Raw genomic sequence first — 19,899 nt, 5'->3', positions numbered from 1 at the left:
GTCCTCCTCGTATCTCTTCCGATTCTAGGCAAGGCGGTCACAGTGACCCGTTGCGCACCACCGCGACGGGAAGGTCGGCCAGCCGCAGCACCGCGCGGCTCACCGATCCCAGCAGCAGGCCGACGAATCCGCCTCGCCCACGCGATCCCACGACGAGCAGGCCGGCTCCCGCAGCAGTCGTGAGCAAGCCCTGGTCAGCCTCTGCTCGGAGCGTCCGAGTGCTGGCGCGCACGTGAGGATGGGTTCTTCGCACCTGCGCCAGGGCTTCCGCCACGCAGTCCTCGGCCCGCCCGCGGTCGGCCACCCCTCCTGTCGCGTCGGCCTGGCCCAGCGGCCACAACCGGGACATCCACGGCTCCATCTCGGCCGGGGTCCACGTCGAGACGATCACGAGATCCGCATCCGACGCCGCGGCCACGCCCGCAGCGAAGGACACCGCCCGCCTGGCCGAGCGGGACGTGTCCACGCCGACCACAACCGGGTGCTCCGGACCGATCGTCGCGTGACCGTCCCCTTGGACCACGACCACCGGGCATCGGGAGTGCGCACCGAGCGCGAACGAGATGGATCCGAGGTTGGCCCCGGAACGAGCACTTCGCCGACGGCCGACGACCACGAGTTCCGCGTCCTCGGACATCGCCACCAGCTCGGCGGAGGGTGGCCCCACCACCCCGATGCTTCGCACGTCGATCGTGGGGTGGGCGTGCCGCACGAGCTCAGCACCGCGTCCGGCGACCTCACGGACTGCCCGGTGGACGGCCTGCGGACTGGCCGCCGAGCGATCCGACCGGGCGCGCAGTGGAACGAGCGGATCCACGGCATAGACGACCGTGAGTCGCCGCCCGAGCGCAAGGGCGCGTTCGGCAGCCCAACGCAGCGCCAGTTCTGACTCGGGGGTCTCGTCGTAGCCCGCGACGATTCCGCGTCCGGACGGCTTCTCCGAAGCCCTAGCCCGCGTCTCGCGCTCGATGAGGTCCGTCATGACTCGATCGTCTGTCTGAGGGACGACCTACGACAGGGCACTAGGTCCCGGATTCACCAGGGGCCACGGGGACCCTCCACTCCAGACGCGTGCCCGTGGGACGACGACTGCCGAGGGTCAGGCTGCCGCCACGTCCCTCCGCGCGTCGTGCCAGGTTCGCCAGACCAGATCTGACCACATCCTCGCGGATGCCGCGCCCGTCGTCCTCCACGACGACGGTGACGGCGTCGCCCACGTCGACCGTGACCGTGACCTCTGTTGCACTCGCATGTCGCGCCGCGTTGCTCAGAGCCTCGCGGACGACGGACAGCAACTCCGCGCCGAGTGCCTCGGGGATTTCGGCGACAGGGCCGGACAGTCGCAGGTGAGGCGAGAAGCCCAGTGTCACCGCAGCGTCTCCACACACAGTCGCGATCTCCGCGGTCAGCGGTCGCCCTCCGGGAACGCGATGGAGGGCGAAGATCGTGTGACGGATGTCCTTGATCGCCGCATCGAGTTCGTCCACCGCACCGTCGAGCTTGTCGCGGACCTCCGGAGAACTCATGGGCCCCGCCGACTGCAACGACATACCCGTCGCGAACAGACGCTGGATGACGTTGTCATGCATGTCCCGCGCGATCCGGTCGCGGTCCTCGAGCAACTCGGACCGTGCTCGGTCGACGCGCGCCCTCGCTGCGCCGAGGGAGACCGCGAGGCTCCGACCGAAGGCCTCGAGGTGTTGCACGTGCTCGGACTGGTCCCCGACGGACCAGTCCACGACGAGCACCCCGAGGGGACTGTCACCCAACGGCAAGGGGACGAGGGCGCGCGACCCCTGAGAGCCACTGGGCACCACGGTGGCAGGGGCGAGCATGGCCGCCAGGACCTGGGGCTCGCGAATGATCTCGCCGGCGCGAGGGCTCGCAGCGCCCCCCGTATCCGCAGACGCGACGGCGGCGACCTCAAGATCGGCCGCGTGACGCAGTGCGATCACGCAGGCAACCGCATTCGTGAGGTCGCGGATTCTGGCGGACACGTCGGAGAGCACGTCCTCAGGCTCCCTCCCCGCGAGCAGACCTTGGGTCGCGTCACTGAGCACCTCTCCCCACGCGTGCTCGGTGCGCGCTCGCTCGTACAGGCGTGCGTTCTCGATCGCCACGCCGGCGGCCGCGGCCAGCGCCGTGAGGATTGCCTCGTCGTCCTCGGTGAAGGCCGGCGCCGAGCGCTTGTCCGTGAGGTAGAGGTTGCCGAAGACCTGGTTCCGGATCCGCACCGGCGTCCCGAGGAAGCTCGTCATGGGCGGGTGGTTCGGAGGGAACCCATAGCTCTCCGCGTGTTCTCCGATGCTGCTCACTCGTTGCGGATGAGGGCTGCGGATGATCAGACCCAGGAGCCCATGCCCGTGGGGCAGCGGTCCGATCGCCGCTCGCTCCTCGGGCGTCACGCCGTGGGTCACGAACTCGACCAGCTCCTCACCGCTGGTGCCGATGACGCCCAGGGCGCCGTAGGTGGCATCAACGAGGTCGCAGGCGGCCACGACGATCCGGTGAAGAACCTCACCGAGTTCAAGGTCCGAGCTCACCGCGAGCACCGCGCTCAGGAGCGAGCCGAGGCGCTCCTGAGAGGCGCGGGCGCTGCTCGCCCGACCTCGCAGCTCCTCGATGAGGTCGTCCAGCTCGAGACCCGAGAGGGGCCAGGGCGCACGGCTCTCCGGCGCCTTGGCGGCTGCCGGCTGTCGGGCGTGCGACGCGTCATCAGTCACGACGCGATCGTATGGCGTGCCGCGTTCACAGCCGCGGACGTCATCCAGGGTGTGGCTGGTCCGCCCCCTGCGACAGCACCGATGACTACTCTCGCGGCAGGTTCATTGACGCGCCGAAACGTTGGAGGTCACCGTGAAGTCGTACGCCTCAGGAGAGACGGACCAGCCGCTCCTCACCGAGACGATCGGAGCCAACCTCGAGCGCACGGTCGCCGCGAGACCCGACGCCGAGGCACTCGTCGAGGTCGCGACCGGACGGCGCTGGACATGGGCCGAGTTCGACCGTGACGTCAACGCTGTGGCCCGCGGCCTCATGGCCTCGGGGCTCGAAGTCGGTGATCGCGTGGGTATCTGGGCGCCCAACTGCGCGGAGTGGGTGCTCGCCCAGTACGCCACAGCGAAAGCCGGCGTGGTGCTCGTCAACGTCAACCCGGCATACCGCACGCATGAGCTGGCCTATGTCGTCAACCAGAGCGGCCTGCGGATGCTGCTCAGTGCGAGTGGGTTCAAGACGAGCGACTACCGATCGATGGTCGCCGAGGTGGCGCCCGAGTGCCCCGGACTCGAGCGGACCGTCTTCATCGACACCGACGACTGGTCGGACCTCGTGACCCTGGGTGAGGGTCTGCCCGACGGGGCGGTTGCGGAGCGCATGAATCGTCTGGATGCCTTCGACCCGATCAACATCCAGTACACCTCAGGCACGACGGGCCGACCCAAGGGCGCGACCCTGAGCCACCACAACATCCTCAACAACGGCTACTTCGTCACCGAGACCATCGCACTCACGGCAGAGGACCGTCTGTGCGTCCCGGTGCCCTTCTATCACTGCTTCGGCATGGTGATGGCCAACCTCGGCTGCACGACGCATGGCGCGACGATCGTGATTCCGGGACCGGCGTTCGACGCGTCCTTGACGCTCGAGGCGGTCGAAACGGAGCGCTGCACGGTCCTCTACGGCGTTCCCACGATGTTCATCGCGATGCAGAACTCCCCCGGCTTCGCCGACCGGGATCTCGCCTCCCTCCGTAGCGGCATCATGGCCGGCTCGATCTGCCCTGTCGAGGTCATGAAGCGGTGCGTCACCGACATGCACATGGAGGAGGTCTCGATCGCCTACGGGATGACGGAGACCTCTCCGGTCTCGTGCCAGACGCGGACGGACGACGACCTCGATCGGCGTACTGCGACCATCGGTCGCGTCCACCCGCACGTGGAGATCCGCGTCGTGGACCCGGTCACCAACGAACCTGTGGAGCGCGGCGAGACCGGCGAGTTCCAGACCCGCGGCTACTCGGTGATGGTCGGCTATTGGAATGACCCGGAGAAGACGGCGGAAGCGATCGATGACGAGGGATGGATGCACACGGGTGACCTCGCCGTGATGCGCGAGGACGGCTACTGCGTCATCGTAGGCCGGATCAAGGACATGGTCATCCGAGGTGGCGAGAACGTCTATCCGCGCGAGGTGGAGGACTTCCTCTACGGTCACCCCGACATCGAGGACGTCCAGGTCATCGGTGTGCCGGACGAGAAGTACGGAGAGGAGTTGTGCGCGTGGGTTCGGATGCGGCCGGATGCAACGCCACTCGATGCCGAAGCGGTGCGGGCGTATGCGACGGGCAAGCTGGCGCACTACAAGATTCCCCGCTACGTCATGGTCGTCGATGAGTTCCCGATGACGGTGACGGGCAAGGTGCGCAAGGTCGAGATGCGCGAGGAGTCCACGAAGATTCTGGGCCTGGAGGGCTGAACGATCCATGGCCATTGAGTCGGCGAGCCCCGCGTGACCATCGCCCTCACCTGGCTCGGCCACGCCACCGTCGTGCTGGACATCGATGGCGTCCGCTTGGTCGCGGACCCGCTCCTGAAGCAGCACAACGGGATCCTTCGGCGGCGTGGCGCCCGGCCGCAACGTGAGTCATGGTCAGGCGCGGACGCCGTGCTCCTCTCCCACCTCCACCACGATCACGCCGAGCCGGCTTCGCTCAGAATGCTCGGTGACGTGCCCGTGCTGACCGCCGTGGAGAATGCGGGGTGGGTCCGGAAGAAGGGGCTGGACGGTCGTGGACTCCTTGACGGCGAGTGGATGCCTGTCGGGGACAGCGCTGGAGTGTCGGTCCGGTTGGTCGATGCGGTGCATCGCTCGCGGCCGATGCCGCACCGACCCAACGCAGCCAACGGTCACCTCGTGCGGGGACCGTCGGGTGTCGTGTGGCTGGCCGGCGACACCGACGTCTACCCGGAGATGGCGAACCTGCCAGTGATGGCCGGAGCGCCGATCGACGTTGCCGTCGTGCCCGTCGGAGGGTGGGGGCCACGGCTCTCGCCGGGACACATGGGTCCCGGCGAAGCGGCCTCCGCGTGCCGACTCAGCGGTGCCGGGTGGGGCATCCCGGTGCACTGGAAGACCCTGCACGTGCCCGGGGGGAAATCGTTCCCACGGGGGTGGATGGACTCCGCAGGGCCGCACTTCGAGGAGGCGCTCAGTCGCGAAGCTCCGCGCTGCAGGGCGCTCGTGCTGGATGTGGGCGGTTCAGTGACTGTGCCCGTGAACGGCGGCTAGGACGGTTCGGTGACGTACGCGAACAGTGCCGCCTGGAGCCGAGCACGAATGAGCTGGCAGGCGCATGAGAAAACCGCTGGTCAGAGACCATGTCTCTGACCAGCGGTTCTGTCCGTGGGCGATACTGGGTTTGAACCAGTGACCTCTTCCGTGTCAAGGAAGCGCGCTACCACTGCGCCAATCGCCCGTGAGGGGTACTACTCGAGGTGGAGACGGGATTTGAACCCGTGTAAACGGCTTTGCAGGCCGCTGCCTCGCCTCTCGGCCACTCCACCATTTAGGGGCGGCTAAACCCTCCGAGCGGATGACCGGGTTCGAACCGGCGACCTCAACCTTGGCAAGGTTGCGCTCTACCAACTGAGCTACATCCGCACTCACTCGCGAAGTTTCCTTCGTGGTGCGGAGAGAAACTTAACTGATCTCGGACGTGAACTCAAAACCGACCCCTGTCATCGGCCGGATCCGACCCTGATCCGCGGGATGACCACGGTTTCGTCGTCGGTGATCGGCGTGAGCGGTCGCCGCGCCGCCTCGCGGATTCCGCGCAGGTCCAGGTCGTCCACGTCGTCGTCATCGTCGGCCTCATCTTCCGCTCCATCGTCGTCCGCGGCCACCGTGGTCGGTGCGGATCGCACCCAGCCCATCAGTCGCGTCCGCAGTCCACGTTCGTCGGACGAGGGCCAGAGCGTGCGAATGGCGCCGTTGAGCGCAGCCCCGATGAGCACGGCGATCGCGAGCATGTAGAGCCAGATCAACAGGACGATCGGGGCGCTGAGCGGCCCATAGATCGACGCGCCGTCCAGCGACGCAGCGATGGACCCACGCACGGCAAAGGACGCCACGACCCAGATGAGGAGCGTGAGGATGGCACCGGGCACGTCCCGCGTCCACGGGCTCCGCACGGGCGTCGACACGTGGTAGAGGCTCGTGAAGGCCGCGATGACCAGCAGGGACACGACCGGCCAGTACAAGTAGGTCAGGAAGTCCAGCCGATCCGGGAGGAACTGTCCCAGGAGCGTCGGGCCGATGAGGACCAGCGGAATGGTGATGACGCCGACGAGCAGCGCCACGACATAGAGCGAGAAGCTCAATGCCCGGGTCTGCACGATCCCCCGCACGCCGGACTGGCCGTACATGATCGAGACCGTGTCGACGAGGACGTTGAGGGCTCGCGAGCCGGACCACAGCGACAGGACGAACCCGACCGAGATGAGGTCAAAACGCCCAGCAGTGAACACGTCGTCCACCGTCGGCGCCAGCGTCGAGTCGATGACGTCGGCGGTGAGGAAGCGCGCCGCGAAGTCGTTGATCGCCAGACGCACCGTCTCGACGGTGTCCTCGCCCAGCCAGCGCCCGACGTAGCCGACGCCGCCGAAGAGCCCGAGCACGAGCGGGGGCAACGACAACAACGCGAAGAAGCCTGCCTCGGAGGCCAGCCCGGTCACCCGGTAGCGCAGGCAGATGCGGATCGTCTCCACCGTGAGTCGCGCCAGCGCCTCGAGGGCAGGGAATCGCGCCAGCCAACGACGCAGGCGTCGCTTCGCATCGGTCACCCCATCACGCTATCCGCCCCGTTCCGGGTGTGACGTGCGTGACACGGGGTGCGAGGGGCAACAAGCGGGTCACGAATCGCCCGCGACGTCCCCCGACGGGCTACTCTCCGCGCGTGCACACCCACGACGTCGTGAATCAGGTGCCCGACTTCGTCGGCCACAACCTCTACACCAGCAACGCGGCTGCGACCGAAGCTCTGGAGCGCTGGGGCGACCCCGCAGATGCCTCCGATCTCACCGCCCTCGGAGCCCTCGCCGGCAGCGTGGAGACCCAGGCATGGGCCGACGACGCACACCGCGACACTCCACGGCTGCGCACCCACGACCGCACCGGCGCGCGCGTCGACGAGGTCGAGTACGACCGGAGCTATCACGACCTCATGCGCGTTGCCGTGGGTCACGGCCTGACGGCCGAGCCGTGGACACGTCCCGCTGGGAGCGGCGCCCACCTCCGCCGAGCCCTCGGGTTCATGACGTGGTCGCGTGCGGAGGCAGGTCACCTGTGTCCGGTGTCGATGACGTATGCCGCGGCGCCAGCTCTGTCGTCCTCCCCCGACCTGGCCGCCCGCTGGCTTCCCAGGCTCGCGTCGCGGGACTACGACCCCGTGCTGGCGCCATTCTCGGCGAAGGGTTCGGCGATCGCCGGCATGGGCATGACCGAGAAGCAGGGCGGCTCCGACGTCCGGGCCAACGTCACGAGAGCCACCGCCATCGCCGGCGGCCCCATCGCGGGTGGCGACACCTATCAGCTCACCGGGCACAAGTGGTTCTTCTCGGCCCCGATGAGCGACGTCTTCCTCGTGCTGGCGACAACTGACTCTGGTGTGACGTGCTTCCTCGTCCCGCGGATGCTCGACGACGGCACCCGCAACGCCCTGCGGCTTCAACGGCTCAAGGACAAGCTGGGCAATCGCTCCAACGCGTCGTCAGAAGTCGAGTTCGAGGGCGCCTGGGCTGTTCGGGTCGGCGAGGAGGGCCGCGGGATCCGGACGATCATCGAGATGGTGTCGTCGACACGGCTCGACTGCGTGCTCGGCTCGTCGGCGACGATGCGCGAGGCCCTCTCCCGCGCGATGCATCACGCCCGCCACCGATCCGCCTTCGGGGCCAACCTGATCGAGCAACCGCTCATGCGCAATGTTCTCGCCGACCTCGCCCTCGAGGCCGAGGCCGCGGAGGTCCTCGGCCTGCGGTTGGCCCATGCCGTCGATGCCGGCGAAGTGGAGTTCGCCCGGTTGGCTGTGGCACTCGGGAAGTTCTGGGTCTGCAAGCGGGCCGCGCCCATGGTCGCCGAGTCGTTGGAGTGTCTCGGCGGGGCCGGCTATGTCGAGGAGAACGGTCTGGCCCGCCTCTACCGTGAGGCCCCACTCAACTCGATCTGGGAGGGCTCAGGAAACGTCGGCGCCCTCGACGTCCTGCGTGCCATGACGCGTGAGCCGGCCTCGGTCGCGGCCCTGGACAAGGAACTCTCGCAGGCCCGGGGCCACGACCGGCGTCTCGACCACGCGATCGACCTGGTGCCGGGGCTCGTTGCCACAGCGGGAACCAACGTCGGGCAGTGGCAGGCACGACGCGTCGTCGAGCACCTCGCGGTCACTCTGCAGGCGGCACTCCTCACCCAGCACTCCCCCACCGCCGTCTCGGGCGCGTTCATCGCGGGACGACTGGACTCCGGTGGCCATGGGGCGACGTTTGGAACCCTGAACGACATCGGCGCGGCCGAGGTCACGGAGATCCTCGACCGCGCCTGGGCCTGAGCGCACCGGCCGATCAGGGAGTTCCACTCAGGGAAGTTGGGCGAGCCGCTTCTTTTCTGCCTCGACGTCGAAGTCGGCCTTGGGCCACTGCGGGTCCAGGGCACGCAGGTGCTCGAGCACCAGTTCCGTGACGGCCAGTCGCGCGTACCACTTGCGATCTGCCGGTACGACGAACCACGGTGCAACCTCGGTCGAGCACTTGTCGATGGCCGCCTGATAAGCCTCCTGGTATGCCGGCCAGTGCGCCCTCTCGTCGATGTCGCCGGGGTTGAACTTCCAGTGCTTGTCAGGCCGTTCCAGCCTTTCGGCAAGGCGCGCCTTCTGCTCGTCGCTGGAGATGTGGAGCATCACCTTGATGATCGTCGTGCCAGCCTCTGCGACCTCCTTCTCGAAGGCGTTGATCTGGGCATAGCGCCGGGACCACTGGCTGCGTGGGACGAGGTCGTGGACCCGCACGATGAGGACGTCCTCGTAGTGCGAGCGGTCGAAGACACCGATGTCACCGGGACTCGGGAGGGCCTTGCGGATACGCCACAGGAACGGGTGCTTCTTCTCCTCGGCGGTCGGTGCCTTGAAGGACGTGATCTCGACCCCTTGCGGATCGAACGCCCCAACGACGTGGCGCATGATGCCGCCCTTGCCCGAGGTGTCCATGCCCTGGATGATCAACAGCACCGAGCGCGTGCCATCGGCCTTGGACTCGGCATACAGCCGCTCCTGCAGTTCGGCGAGCTCGTCGCCCAGCCCGGCCAAAGCCTCCTCGCCGGCAACCTTGTCGCCGTCGAAGGCCGGAGTCGACCGAGGGTCGAGCGTCGTGAGCTCGAAGCCCTCACCGGCGCGCAGGGCCTCGGTGAATGACGCTGGAGTCACCGCCTTCTTGGCCTTCTTGACCTTGGTGTCCTTCTTGTCCTTGCCAGTCTTCTTCGCCATTCCGGCATCCTGTCAGGCCGAACGTGGTCCGGTGGGTGCCACACTCGCGTTTGTGCGCCTCCTTCTCGACAACCGATCACGCACCTTCTCGCCGGGGCTGCTCAGCGAGGAGGACCTGTCACGGCTCTATGACTGGCCCACTGACGGGGGCCTCCGCGCCAACTTCGTCAGCACGTTGGACGGCTCCGCCGTCGGTGGTGACGGGCTCAGTGGGTCGATCAACACGAAGGCCGACGGACGGGTCTTCCAGCTCCAGCGAAACCTCGCCGACTGCGTCCTCGTCGGGGCCGGAACCGTTCGCGCGGAGGGCTACCGACGCGGAGGGAAGCCCATCATCGTCGTGAGTGCCCGTGGCCACCTACCGGATTCCCTGGCCTCCGGCGATGGTGAGGCGGTCCTCGTGACCTGCGCTGCATCCGGTCGCGAGGAGAGCGATGACGTGTGGATCGTGGGGGAAGACTCGGTCGACCTCCCGGGCGTGGTCGCTCGCCTTCGTGGAGCCGGTATGCCGCGCATCCTCGCCGAGGGCGGTCCACACCTCTTCCACGACCTCCTCGGCGCCGGGGTCGTCGACGAGTTCGCACTCACTTTGGCCCCACGTGTCGTCGGAGGCGACCACCTCCGCGTGGTCGCCGGCGATCCACTGGGCGGTGAGGCAGGACTCGACGCCGAGATCATCCACCTGCTCGAGGAGGACGGTTCCCTCCTCGGCCTCTGGCACCTCCCCCGTCCCTAGCTCACCGAATTCCTCTGTTGGGGACGTTGAACGTTCACCGTCCCCAACAGAGGAATTCGGTGAGCTCGGGACGCCGGGTCAGGACGCGAGGAGTTCGAGGGCTCGCAGCCGGTTGGCGAGACCCGGGGCTGCATTGGTCACCATGAGCTCGTCTGCCTGAGCGTGCTGGCCGAAGCGCTCGAGGTAGTCCTTCACCGCGGCGACGTCCCCCACTGCCGTGTAGGTCATCATGTGCCGCGCCTGAGCCGCCACGGGTGAGTCCATGAGCGCCTCGACGGTCGCGTCGTCCAGCCGGCCGGCATACGCCGGAACACGCGAGGCGAGCGACCGGACACGTGACCTGAGCACGGACGCGGCCAACGCCTCCGCGCGCTCCTGCTCGTCGGCGACGACCACGTTGAGGGCAGCGATGACATACGGCTCGGCCAGCTGCTCGGAGGCTCGGAACTCTCGCCGATAGGCCTCCACCGCCTGTTGCAGTGCGTCGGGAGCGAAGTGGCTCGCGAACGCATAGGGCAGACCGAGTCGCGCGGCGAGCTGGGCGCCGAACAGCGAGCTGCCGAGGATGTAGAGAGGCACTCGCGTGCCGCGCCCGGGGATGGCGTGGATCGTCGGCACGAGGGTTTCGTCGGACAGGTAGCCGCGCAGCTCGAGAACGTCTTCGGGGAACCGGTCCGAGGCACGCGGGTCGACCCGGAGGGCCCTCATCGTCACCTGGTCGGTGCCCGGAGCCCGGCCGAGACCGAGGTCGATGCGATCCGGGTGCAACTCCGCCAACGTCCCGAACTGCTCGGCGATGACCAGCGGCGAATGGTTGGGCAGCATGACGCCACCCGAACCAACCCGAATGCGCTCGGTCCGGGCGGCGACGTGCGCCAGCAGCACCGCGGTCGCCGCCGACGCGATGGATGACATGTTGTGGTGCTCGGCGAACCACAGTCGCTCGAACGCGCCAAGGGAGTCGGCCTTCTGAGCCAGGGTCACGCTCGCCTCGAGCGCTTCACCCACGGGCTGGTCGCGACCCACGGTGGCGAGGTGGAGCAGAGACAGCCGCATTCCGGTCGAGGTCACCCGCCGAGGTTCTCATGGGCGGCAAACTCGCCCACGAGCCGGTCCCAGCGCTGCGGATCGGTGTTCCACTCCTTGCAGTGCCGAGCGACCCGCCACTCCTCGAAGGTCACCAAGTCCGGTCGGTGTTGCGCCAGCTGCCGGGAGGGGCCCACCGGGACGAACTCATCGTCCGCCGAGTGGATCAGGAGGATCGGGTGGCGCAGCTCCTCGGCCCTGGCCACCCAGTCGGTCTGAGCGACGTCCACCGCCTCGTGGACGCCGACGAACCGCTTGCCCCACCTGCGACCCATCATGAGCCGCGAGAGCGCTCCCACGGTCCTGGGCAGTCGGTGGAGCCGCGCATGATGATCGAGGACGTCTCCCCAGTTGATGACCGGTCCGTCGAGGATCACGCGGCTGACGACCTCTGCCAGCGGGGATCGGTCCAGGAACTGCAGGACGATCGCACCGCCCATGGACCACCCGAGCAGGAGCACCTCCTCGGCGCCCATGTCGACAGCGTGTTGGACCGCTGCCTCGAGGTCCCGCCACTCGGACAGGCCGAGGTTGTAGCGGCCATCAGGACCCGCAGGGACGTCCTCGTCGTTGCGATAGGTCGGGACCAGCGAGGTCCATCCGGCGAGGTGGAGTGCGGGCAGGGCACGCAGCGTTTCCTCGCGGCGTGCACCACGGCCGTGCACCAGAACGGCCCACCTCGACCCGCGACCGGACGGCGACGGGACGAGCCAGGCCGGCATCCGACCGAGTTCCCCCTGGAAGTCGACGTGCTGCGTCGTGAGTCCGACCGCGGACTCTGGGGTCCCCGCGTAGTAGTACCCGTTGAAGCGCGCGCCGCCCGGCCGCAACACCCCACGATCGACGCCGATGACCTCCCGCTCCACGGTTCCCTCGGCCACGTCCGAACCGGTGAGGCCACCCAGCCGCACATGTCCCCGGCCACCGTTGAGCCACAGCCCATAGCGACCCGGGACGACGGTCTCCGGTGTCGCCGAGAGCAGGACCGTGCCGTCACGGACCTCCAGGATCTCGGTGTCGTCCGGCCGGTTGCGTTCCGGTGTGAGGACACGACGAGCGAAGTAGGCCGCCGCCGCGAGCGAGCCTGCAGCACTGGCGATCGTCGTGGTCGCGCCCACTGCGGCTGCCGCGGTCGCGGCCCGGCGCACCCCCGTGCGCTCAGGCATCGAGCACGTCGGCGAGGTCGTAGGACACCGGCTCATCGAGCTGGGCGTAGGTGCACGTCTCAGGGGCCCGATCGGGACGCCAGCGGACGAACTGAGCCGTGTGCCGGAAGCGGACACCTTCCATGTGGTCATAGCGGACCTCCACCACGCGCTCAGGACGCAGCGGGGTGAACGAGAGGTCCTTGCCCGCAGCCCAGCGCGAGCCAGCGGCATTCTGCGGGGTCCGTGTGCCCTCCTCCTGCTTGGCCCACGCCCAGGGGTGGTCGTCGAAATCGGTGACGAGGGGCTGCAACTCCTCGAACAACTCCTTGCGCCGCGCCATCGGGAAGGCTCCGATGACGCCGACACTCGCCAGGGTGCCCTCCTCGTCGTAGAGCCCGAGGAGCAGCGAACCGATGAGGTCGTCGCCGCTCTTGTGGGTGCGGTAGCCGGCGACGACGCAGTCGGCGGTCCGTTCGTGCTTGAACTTGTGCATCGTGCGCTTGTCCGGCTCGTAGAACCCGGCGAGAGGCTTGGCCATGACGCCGTCCAACCCAGCGCCCTCGAACTGCTCGAACCACGCGCGAGCCTGCTCCACGTCCCGCGTTGCGGGCGTGAGGTGGATCGGTGCCGACACCTCGGCGAAGGCCTTCTCCAGCTCCGCACGTCGCACCTCGAACGGCTCTCCCATGAGGTCGCGCTCCCCCACGGCCAGCAGGTCGAACGCGACGAAGCTCGCCGGTGTCTCCGCGGCCAGCTTCTTGACCCGCGACGCCGCAGGGTGGATCCGCTGCTGCAGGAGGTCGAAGTCCAGTCGGTCCTCCCCCGGCCTCACGAGGATGATCTCGCCGTCGACGACGCACTTGTCGGGGAAGTTCTCGAGCACCGCCTCGACGACGTCCGGGAAGTAGCGCGTCATGGGCTTCTCGTTGCGGCTGCCGATCTCGACCTGGTCACCGGAGCGATAGATGATCGACCGGAAGCCGTCCCATTTGGGTTCATAGCTGACGTCGCCCTCGACGAGCTTCTTCGAGGGCTTGGCGAGCATCGGCGGGATCGGCGGGACGACTGGCATGCCCCACTGACTACGGAGGTCTGCGTCGCGCTCGGCCTTGGGCTTCATGTAGTCCTCGTCGGCGCGGTCGGCGCGCCGTTTGCTGGGCTGTACGCGGGGAGGCTCACCCGGCATCTTCGGGTAGTCGGGCGGGAAGTTCAGCTCGCCCAGACCCCGTTCGATGTCGGCGTCCCAGAGCGCCAGAGCGGGCGCGATGTCGCCGACGCTCTCGTTCATGGCCTCCCAGGCATCGCCTCGGTCGGCGACGATCTCGGGCACGGTGAGGACCGTGAAGTCGGTCGGCGTCACCGTCGTGAGTTCCTGCCACGTCACGGGCATCGATACCGGCGCACCTGCGATGGGTCGTGGGCTGTAGGCCGACGCGATGGTCCTGTCGCGGCACGCCTGGTTGAAGTCGACGAAGACCCGCTCGCCCCGCTCCTCCTTCCACCAGGACGTCGTCACCAGATCAGGGAGGCGCCGCTCGAGTTCACGGGCGATGCCGATGACCCCGTGCCGCACGTCGAGGAACTCGTGGGTCGGGCGGATCCGTGCGAACACGTGAACTCCGCGATTGCCCGACGTCTTGGCCCAGCCGGTCAGGCCGACTTCGGCTAGGACTTCTCGCAGGGCCACCGCGGCCTCCACCGCGTCGCTGAACGTGCGCCCTGGCTGGGGATCGAGGTCGATGCGCAGCTCATCGGGATTGTCGTTGTCGGCGGTGCGCACGGGCCACGGGTGGAAGGTCACCGTGTTCATCTGCACGGCCCACACCGCGGCTGCCGCTTCGTCGACGACGAGTTGGGCATGGCGCCTCCCCGAGGGGTAGCGGCACGACACCGTCTGAATCCAGCCGGGCATCCCCTTGGGCGGGTTCTTGGACCAGAACTCCTCGCCCTCGATCCCCTCGGGGAACCGTTGCAGGGTGACCGGCCGGTCACCGATGGCGCGCACCAGCGGTTCACCGACCGCGATCATGTATGCCGCGAGGTCGCCTTTGGTGATCCCCTCACCCGGCCACATCAACCGATCCGGACTGGAGAGCCGGACCTCACGGGTGCCGTCGGGTCCGTCGATCTCCATCGTCATGGGGGTCGCCATGAACCGAAGCCTAGAGAGTCCTCTCTGCGGGCGCTCCTGGTCACACAGACTTTGCCGAATGCTTACCGTTTTCACCCGCGAAGGGCGCCGACACGGCATACGGTCTGGGGGTTAGTCCCTGCCCACCCCCTGAAGGACTCCCACATGTCCGCATTCTCCCGCCGAACGTGCGCTGCCATCGCGGCCCCGATCGTTGCCATCCCGCTGGCCGGCGCCACCGCTCTGCTCACGGCCGCTCCGGCTGCCGCCGCCTCCACCACCGTCGTCATCTCCGAGATCTTCGGTGGTGGCGCCAACGCTGGCGCGCCGTTCCTGAATGACTTCATCGAACTCGGGAACCGCTCGTCCGCGGCAATCGATCTGACCGGATGGAGGGTCCAGTACTTCTCCGCCTCCGGCGGCAGCGGTGGTTCGACGCCACTCACCGGCTCCATCCCTGCAGGCAAGACGTTCCTCATCAAGCAAGGTGCGGGGACTGGCGGCGCTGGAGAGCCCCTGCCCGAGCCAGACGCCACCGGCGGCCTCAGCATGAGCGCCACGAATGGCCGGGTGGACCTGTTCGACGCGAGCGGCGCACTCGTCGACCGGGTCGGCTTCGGGACTGCCAACCTGTTCGAGGGCCAAGCGACCCCTTCCCTCTCCAACTCGACCTCGGCCGCGCGGAATGCGGCCTTCGCCGACACCGACATCAACGCCGCGGACTTCACCGTCGGCACGCCAACGCCCACCGCATCCGGCGGCGGGGGTGGCACTGACCCGGAGCCCGAGACACCCACTGAGGTGACGATCGCGGAGATTCAGGGAACGGGCAACGCGTCTCCGATGGTCGGCAAGGAGGTCGTCACCAAGGGTGTCGTCACCGCCGTCTACCCGACGGGTGGGTTCAACGGCTTCTACCTGCAAACGCCGGGCACGGGAGGGTCGTCCGACACGACCCCCGGAGCATCCGACGGAATCTTCGTCTTCCGGCAGACGGACGTCGCGATCGGCGAGTGCTACACCGTGGCCGCCCACGTGGAGGAGTTCCGCGAGCTGACCGAGCTCACCGACGCGACTCTGACGCCGGCCACCGACTGCGCCCCCATCGTCCCGACCCCGCTGTCGACGGTGCCGGTGACGGACGCGGACAAGGAGGGGTACGAGGGCATGCTCGTCAAGCCCGAGGGCACCTACACCATCACGAACAACTTCCAGCTGAACCAGTTCGGCCAGCTCGGTCTGGCGGTCGGCGACGAGCCGCTCTACCAGGCGACCGACGTGGTCCGCCCGGGCGCCGAAGCCCAGGCCTACGAGGCGGAGAACCTCAAGAAGTACATCACCCTCGACGACGGATCGAGCGTGAACTACATGACCAACAGGACGGCGAAGAACTCCCCGCTGCCCTACCTCTCGCAGAACGAGCCGATGCGAACCGGCTCGCAGGTGACGTTCACGAAGCCGGTCATCCTCGACTACCGCTTCCAGTGGAACTACCAGCCGGTTGGTCAGATCGTCGGGCCGGAGGACGCGGACGACCCGGTCAAGAGCGAGAACGATCGCGAGACGACGGCTCCCGCTGTCGGTGGCGACATCCGCCTTGCCACCTTCAACGTCCTCAACTACTTCACCGACCTCGGTGAGACCGAGGACACCTTCAAGAACTGCGACTTCTTCGCCGACCGCGCCGGGACCCCGGTCGCGACCGACTTCTGCGAAGTTCGTGGCGCGTGGACCGAGGCTGCGTTCAACGATCAGGAAGCGAAGATCGTCACGGCGATCAACAGCCTCACTGCCGACGTCGTGTCACTCGAGGAGATCGAGACCTCGTCCGCGATCTCGTACCTGCCGGGCCAGCCGCGCGACAAGGCTCTCGCCACACTCGTCGAGGCGCTCAATGCCGCTGGTGGCACGTGGGCCTACGCACAGTCGCCGACGGTCACCCCGAGCAACGAGGACGTCATCCGCACGGCGTTCATCTACCGCAAGGGCCGGGTCCAGACCCTCGGCTCCTCGCAGATCCTGCTCGATGACGCCTTCGCCAACGCCCGCTACCCGCTGGCACAGAAGTTCAAGGCCACGAACTCAGGCTCGCCGTTCGTGGTCGTCGCGAACCACTTCAAGTCCAAGGGCTCGGGTGAGGACGACGGCACCGGTCAGGGCAACGCGAACCCATCCCGCATCGCGCAGGCCAAGGCCCTCTCAGCATGGGCCAACACGGTCTTCGTGGACGAAGCCGTCTTCCTGGTCGGTGACTTCAACGCCTACTCCATGGAGGACCCGATTCGCGAGATCGAGGCCGCGGGCTTCACCAATCTCGCCAAGCGGTTCGAGCCGACGTCGGCGAGCTACCAGTTCAGCGGTCGCCTCGGCTCGCTTGACCACGGCTTCGCCAACGCCAAGGCCCTCAAGATGGTCACGGGTGCGGGCATCTGGGACATCAATGCCGATGAGTCGGTGGCCATGCAGTACTCCCGCCGGAACTACAACGTGACCGACTTCTACACCACCGAGGCCTTCGCTTCCTCCGACCACGACCCGCTCGTGATCGGGCTCAAGGTCAACGGACGCGGACCGCGCTGATTCCGCGCTGACGGATCGTGACGACGAGGCCCCTGGGGAACGTTCCCGGGGGCCTCGTGGTTTCCTCATGACATGGAGCCCACGAACCGCACCTATGCCGTCACGAAGTCCGACGAGGAATGGCGTGCCGAGCTTTCATCGGACGAGTACGCCGTGCTGCGCCAAGCAGGGACGGAGCGGCCCTTCGTCGGCGAGTACACCGACACCAAGACTGAGGGCGTCTATGCCTGCCGTGCGTGTGGCGCTGAGCTCTTCACCTCGGAGACGAAGTTCGACAGCCACTGCGGGTGGCCGTCCTTCTACAGCCCGCTCGCAGGCGACTCCGTGGAGTACCTCGAAGACGCCTCGCTCCCCGGACGCCCTCGCGTCGAGGTGCGGTGCGCGAGCTGCGGCAGTCACCTCGGGCACGTCTTCGAGGGCGAGGGCTACGACACCCCGACGGACCAGCGGTTCTGCATGAACAGCATCGCCATGACCCTGCGCCCGGCGTCCGGCTCTCCCGACTGACGGCTCAGCGCTGACGAGCGATCAGGTCGGCGACGGGCACCCGGGGTCCCGTGAAGAACGGCACCTCTTCGCGGACGTGGAGCCGCGCCCGGGACGGTCGAAGGTCGCGCATGAGGTCGACGATCCGGTGCAGCTCGTCCGCCTCGAAGGCGAGGATCCACTCGTAGTCGCCGAGTGCGAACGACGAGATCGTGTTGGCCCGCACGTCCGGGTAGTCACGCGCCATCTGCCCGTGCTCGCGCAACATGTCGCGTCGCTCGGACTCCTCGAGGAGGTACCACTCGTAGGAGCGCACGAACGGGTAGACGCACACGTAGTCGCGCGGCTCTTCACCCGCGAGGAACGCCGGGATGTGGCTCTTGTTGAACTCCGCCGGACGATGGATCGCCGCGTTGGACCACACCGACGAGAGGTGCCCGCCGAACGTCGTGCGCAGCAGCCGGTGGTAGGCGTCCTGGAGATCCTCGATGCGCTCGGCGTGCCACCACACCATGAGGTCGGCGTCCCCACGCAGCCCCGCCACGTCGTAGAACCCGCGCACATCGACGTCACCCGACTCGAGCTCGGCGACGAGCGCCTCGACCTCGGCGATCATCTCGGCACGGTCGCCCTTGCCGAGAGGTTCTGTCACCTCGAACACCGACCACATGGTGTAGCGGATCGACTCGTTGATCTCACGCATCTTGGCGGGGCTGGGCTTGCTCGGCGCCGGACGACCGGTGGGGGTGCTCATGCCGTCATTGTTCCGCGCGGCCGCTCAGTGACTTCAGGTGGGTCACGGTCTCACGGGCTGCCGTCCGAGCCGTTCCGATGACCGCCGGGATGCCGACTCCGTCGTAGGTGGCCCCGGCCACGGAGATCCCAGCACACCCCGCCAGAGCGGCTCGCACCCGCGCCACCCGGTCGATGTGACCCACGGCGTATTGCGGAAGGGCGCCTCCCCATCGCTGCACGTGGCTGTCGACGATCGTCAGCGGTGGCGCTCCCACGGCCTCTGCGATCTCGCGCGCGCCGAGGGCGACGAGCTCGGCGTCGTCGCGCTGCAGCGTCGCCGTCTCGCCCGCGCGCCCCACGGAAGCCCGCACGTATGCCGTGCTGCCACCATCCGCTGCGAGCCACCCCCACTTCGCGGAGCTGAAGGTGCTGGCCTTGATGCCCCTCCCGTCGACTGGCGGCACGAGGAATCCCGACCCCTCCCAAGCGGCGACCTCGCTCATGGGTACCGCCAACGTGATGACCGCGACCGAGGCTGTCTCGATCTCGCCGAGCGCGCTGCTGGCACCGGGCGCCACGGCCGCGAGAAGGCGTGAAGCAGCCGCCGGCGGCACGGCCACGATGACCGCGTCCGCGGTGAGCTGTCGTGGCGCGGTCGTCGGGCCACTCGTCACCGACCAGCCCGTCGCCGTGCGGGCCAGTTCGCGAACGATGGTGCTGGACTCGATCACTCCCCCGCGGCGCACGACATCGGCCTTGAGCAGCTCGGGAAGGCGGCCGACTCCGCCGATCAGTCCGATGAACGGCGGCCGAGGCTTCCCGGCCTGCGGGTCCACTGCTGGCAGGGTCAGCAGTGACCCGCCCATCCGGGCCGTTTCCCAGAGCGCGGGCATCGTCGCCCGGAGCGACAGCGAGCGGGCGTGACCGGCATAGACCCCACCGAGAAGCGGCTCGACGAGCCGATCGACGACAGCCTTCCCCAGCCGCGCGCCAACGTACTCACCGACCGACACGTCATCACCCAGTTCTGGAGCAGGTGCCTCGGATCGCATCCGCAGGGCCTCCTCATCAGTGAGTAGGCCCGTGACGTCGGAGTCAGCCAAGGGCACGCCAATTCGAGTGCGCGGCAACGGATACAGCCCCCCGCGCGACCACACCCGGGCCGATGTCGTCGCCGGCGTGACCACCTCCGAGACGTCGGTCAACTCGGCGACCAGGTCCACCGCCTCGAGCCTCGTGGCGAGCATCGCCTCAGCGCCCACGTCGACGAGGTGACCGCCGATCCGCTCTCGGCGCAGTTTGCCGCCCACCCGATCGGAGGCATCGAGCACGATGACTTCGGTTGCCGGGGCAGCAATCAGGACGTCGCGTGCTGCGGTGAGTCCGGCGAGCCCCCCACCGATCACCACGACCACCCTGGCGTCCTGATGCATCGGCCCTTCGTGACTCACGCCGCCACTCTCTCACT

Annotated in this window: 15 protein-coding genes and 3 tRNA genes; 6 read left to right on the top strand and 12 right to left on the bottom strand. The window is 68.0% G+C overall.

What is annotated here, in order from left to right:
- Positions 1-37 precede the first annotated feature (37 nt).
- Complete coding sequence (locus N802_RS07400) at positions 38-982, bottom strand: universal stress protein (protein WP_052109561.1); 945 nt, start codon at positions 980-982, stop codon at positions 38-40.
- A 40-nt stretch (positions 983-1,022) separates the two neighbouring features.
- A complete protein-coding gene (locus N802_RS07395; RefSeq protein WP_052109559.1) occupies positions 1,023-2,723 on the bottom strand; it encodes a GAF domain-containing sensor histidine kinase in 1,701 nt (566 codons plus the stop codon).
- Between the two features lie 133 nt (positions 2,724-2,856).
- Between N802_RS07395 and N802_RS07390 the strand changes: the two genes are divergently transcribed.
- Positions 2,857-4,476: an AMP-binding protein gene (locus tag N802_RS07390; protein WP_035914178.1), complete on the top strand. Its 1,620-nt coding sequence runs from the start codon at positions 2,857-2,859 to the stop codon at positions 4,474-4,476.
- Positions 4,477-4,509: 33 nt separating this feature from the next.
- Positions 4,510-5,289 (top strand): MBL fold metallo-hydrolase, encoded by a 780-nt coding sequence (locus N802_RS07385; protein WP_035914176.1) that lies wholly within the window; start codon positions 4,510-4,512, stop codon positions 5,287-5,289.
- Between the two features lie 115 nt (positions 5,290-5,404).
- On the opposite strand, the gene N802_RS07380 is transcribed toward N802_RS07385, so the two are convergent.
- The 4 genes from N802_RS07380 to N802_RS07365 form a co-directional block, all read right to left on the bottom strand.
- Positions 5,405-5,476, bottom strand: a tRNA-Val gene (locus N802_RS07380).
- Between the two features lie 17 nt (positions 5,477-5,493).
- Positions 5,494-5,564 (bottom strand) — tRNA-Cys (locus N802_RS07375).
- Positions 5,565-5,588: 24 nt separating this feature from the next.
- Positions 5,589-5,661: transfer RNA gene (locus tag N802_RS07370), tRNA-Gly, on the bottom strand.
- A 77-nt stretch (positions 5,662-5,738) separates the two neighbouring features.
- Positions 5,739-6,842: a YihY/virulence factor BrkB family protein gene (locus tag N802_RS07365; protein WP_035914172.1), complete on the bottom strand. Its 1,104-nt coding sequence runs from the start codon at positions 6,840-6,842 to the stop codon at positions 5,739-5,741.
- A 113-nt stretch (positions 6,843-6,955) separates the two neighbouring features.
- On the opposite strand from N802_RS07365, the gene N802_RS07360 reads away from it, so the two are divergent.
- Complete coding sequence (locus N802_RS07360; RefSeq protein ID WP_035914170.1) at positions 6,956-8,599, top strand: acyl-CoA dehydrogenase family protein; 1,644 nt, start codon at positions 6,956-6,958, stop codon at positions 8,597-8,599.
- A gap of 27 nt (positions 8,600-8,626) precedes the next feature.
- Here N802_RS07360 and N802_RS07355 read toward each other — a convergent pair whose 3' ends face one another.
- Entirely contained in the window at positions 8,627-9,529 is a 903-nt protein-coding gene (locus N802_RS07355; RefSeq protein WP_035914167.1) for a polyphosphate kinase 2 family protein, read from the bottom strand.
- A gap of 52 nt (positions 9,530-9,581) precedes the next feature.
- Between N802_RS07355 and N802_RS07350 the strand changes: the two genes are divergently transcribed.
- Positions 9,582-10,265, top strand: a complete 684-nt coding sequence (locus N802_RS07350) for a dihydrofolate reductase family protein (RefSeq protein ID WP_035914466.1) — start codon at positions 9,582-9,584, stop codon at positions 10,263-10,265.
- Positions 10,266-10,343: 78 nt separating this feature from the next.
- On the opposite strand, the gene N802_RS07345 is transcribed toward N802_RS07350, so the two are convergent.
- From N802_RS07345 to N802_RS19875, 3 genes are read right to left on the bottom strand one after another with little or no spacing between them, the layout of a single operon-like run.
- Entirely contained in the window at positions 10,344-11,336 is a 993-nt protein-coding gene (locus tag N802_RS07345) for an LLM class flavin-dependent oxidoreductase (RefSeq protein WP_245613853.1), read from the bottom strand.
- Positions 11,333-12,517 carry an alpha/beta hydrolase family protein gene (locus tag N802_RS07340; protein ID WP_035914164.1) on the bottom strand — a complete coding sequence of 395 codons (1,185 nt, stop codon included), beginning with the start codon at positions 12,515-12,517 and terminating at the stop codon, positions 11,333-11,335. The genes N802_RS07345 and N802_RS07340 overlap by 4 nt, the downstream gene beginning before the upstream one ends.
- On the bottom strand, positions 12,510-14,651 hold the full coding sequence (locus N802_RS19875; protein ID WP_084071965.1) for an ATP-dependent DNA ligase: 2,142 nt from the start codon (positions 14,649-14,651) through the stop codon (positions 12,510-12,512). The genes N802_RS07340 and N802_RS19875 overlap by 8 nt, the downstream gene beginning before the upstream one ends.
- 144 nt (positions 14,652-14,795) lie before the next feature.
- Between N802_RS19875 and N802_RS07330 the strand changes: the two genes are divergently transcribed.
- Positions 14,796-17,210 (top strand): ExeM/NucH family extracellular endonuclease, encoded by a 2,415-nt coding sequence (locus tag N802_RS07330; protein WP_035914159.1) that lies wholly within the window; start codon positions 14,796-14,798, stop codon positions 17,208-17,210.
- Positions 17,211-17,282: 72 nt separating this feature from the next.
- Complete coding sequence (gene msrB / locus N802_RS07325) at positions 17,283-17,717, top strand: peptide-methionine (R)-S-oxide reductase MsrB (protein ID WP_035914156.1); 435 nt, start codon at positions 17,283-17,285, stop codon at positions 17,715-17,717.
- A 4-nt stretch (positions 17,718-17,721) separates the two neighbouring features.
- Here the strand turns inward: msrB and hemQ are convergent, their stop codons facing one another.
- Together hemQ and hemG are read right to left on the bottom strand one after the other, a co-directional pair.
- Positions 17,722-18,450 (bottom strand): hydrogen peroxide-dependent heme synthase, encoded by a 729-nt coding sequence (gene hemQ, locus N802_RS07320; protein ID WP_035914155.1) that lies wholly within the window; start codon positions 18,448-18,450, stop codon positions 17,722-17,724.
- A 4-nt stretch (positions 18,451-18,454) separates the two neighbouring features.
- Positions 18,455-19,882, bottom strand: a complete 1,428-nt coding sequence (hemG, locus tag N802_RS07315) for a protoporphyrinogen oxidase (protein ID WP_245613852.1) — start codon at positions 19,880-19,882, stop codon at positions 18,455-18,457.
- Positions 19,883-19,899 lie beyond the last annotated feature (17 nt).

Origin of the sequence: Knoellia sinensis KCTC 19936 (assembly GCF_000768705.1) — a bacterium.
GTDB lineage: Bacteria > Actinomycetota > Actinomycetes > Actinomycetales > Dermatophilaceae > Knoellia > Knoellia sinensis.
Note: the sequence above shows the minus strand (reverse complement) of the source record. Positions and strands in the feature narration are given on the sequence as shown.

Bases quoted from the DNA above. Each gene is read 5' to 3' on its own strand.
- msrB (WP_035914156.1), top strand. From the start codon at position 17,283: ATGGAGCCCACGAACCGCACCTATGCCGTCACGAAGTCCGACGAGGAA.
- N802_RS07355 (WP_035914167.1), bottom strand. From the start codon at position 9,529: ATGGCGAAGAAGACTGGCAAGGACAAGAAGGACACCAAGGTCAAGAAG.
- hemQ (WP_035914155.1), bottom strand. From the start codon at position 18,450: ATGAGCACCCCCACCGGTCGTCCGGCGCCGAGCAAGCCCAGCCCCGCC.
- N802_RS07400 (WP_052109561.1), bottom strand. From the start codon at position 982: ATGACGGACCTCATCGAGCGCGAGACGCGGGCTAGGGCTTCGGAGAAG.
- N802_RS19875 (WP_084071965.1), bottom strand. From the start codon at position 14,651: ATGGCGACCCCCATGACGATGGAGATCGACGGACCCGACGGCACCCGT.
- N802_RS07330 (WP_035914159.1), top strand. From the start codon at position 14,796: ATGTCCGCATTCTCCCGCCGAACGTGCGCTGCCATCGCGGCCCCGATC.
- N802_RS07340 (WP_035914164.1), bottom strand. From the start codon at position 12,517: ATGCCTGAGCGCACGGGGGTGCGCCGGGCCGCGACCGCGGCAGCCGCA.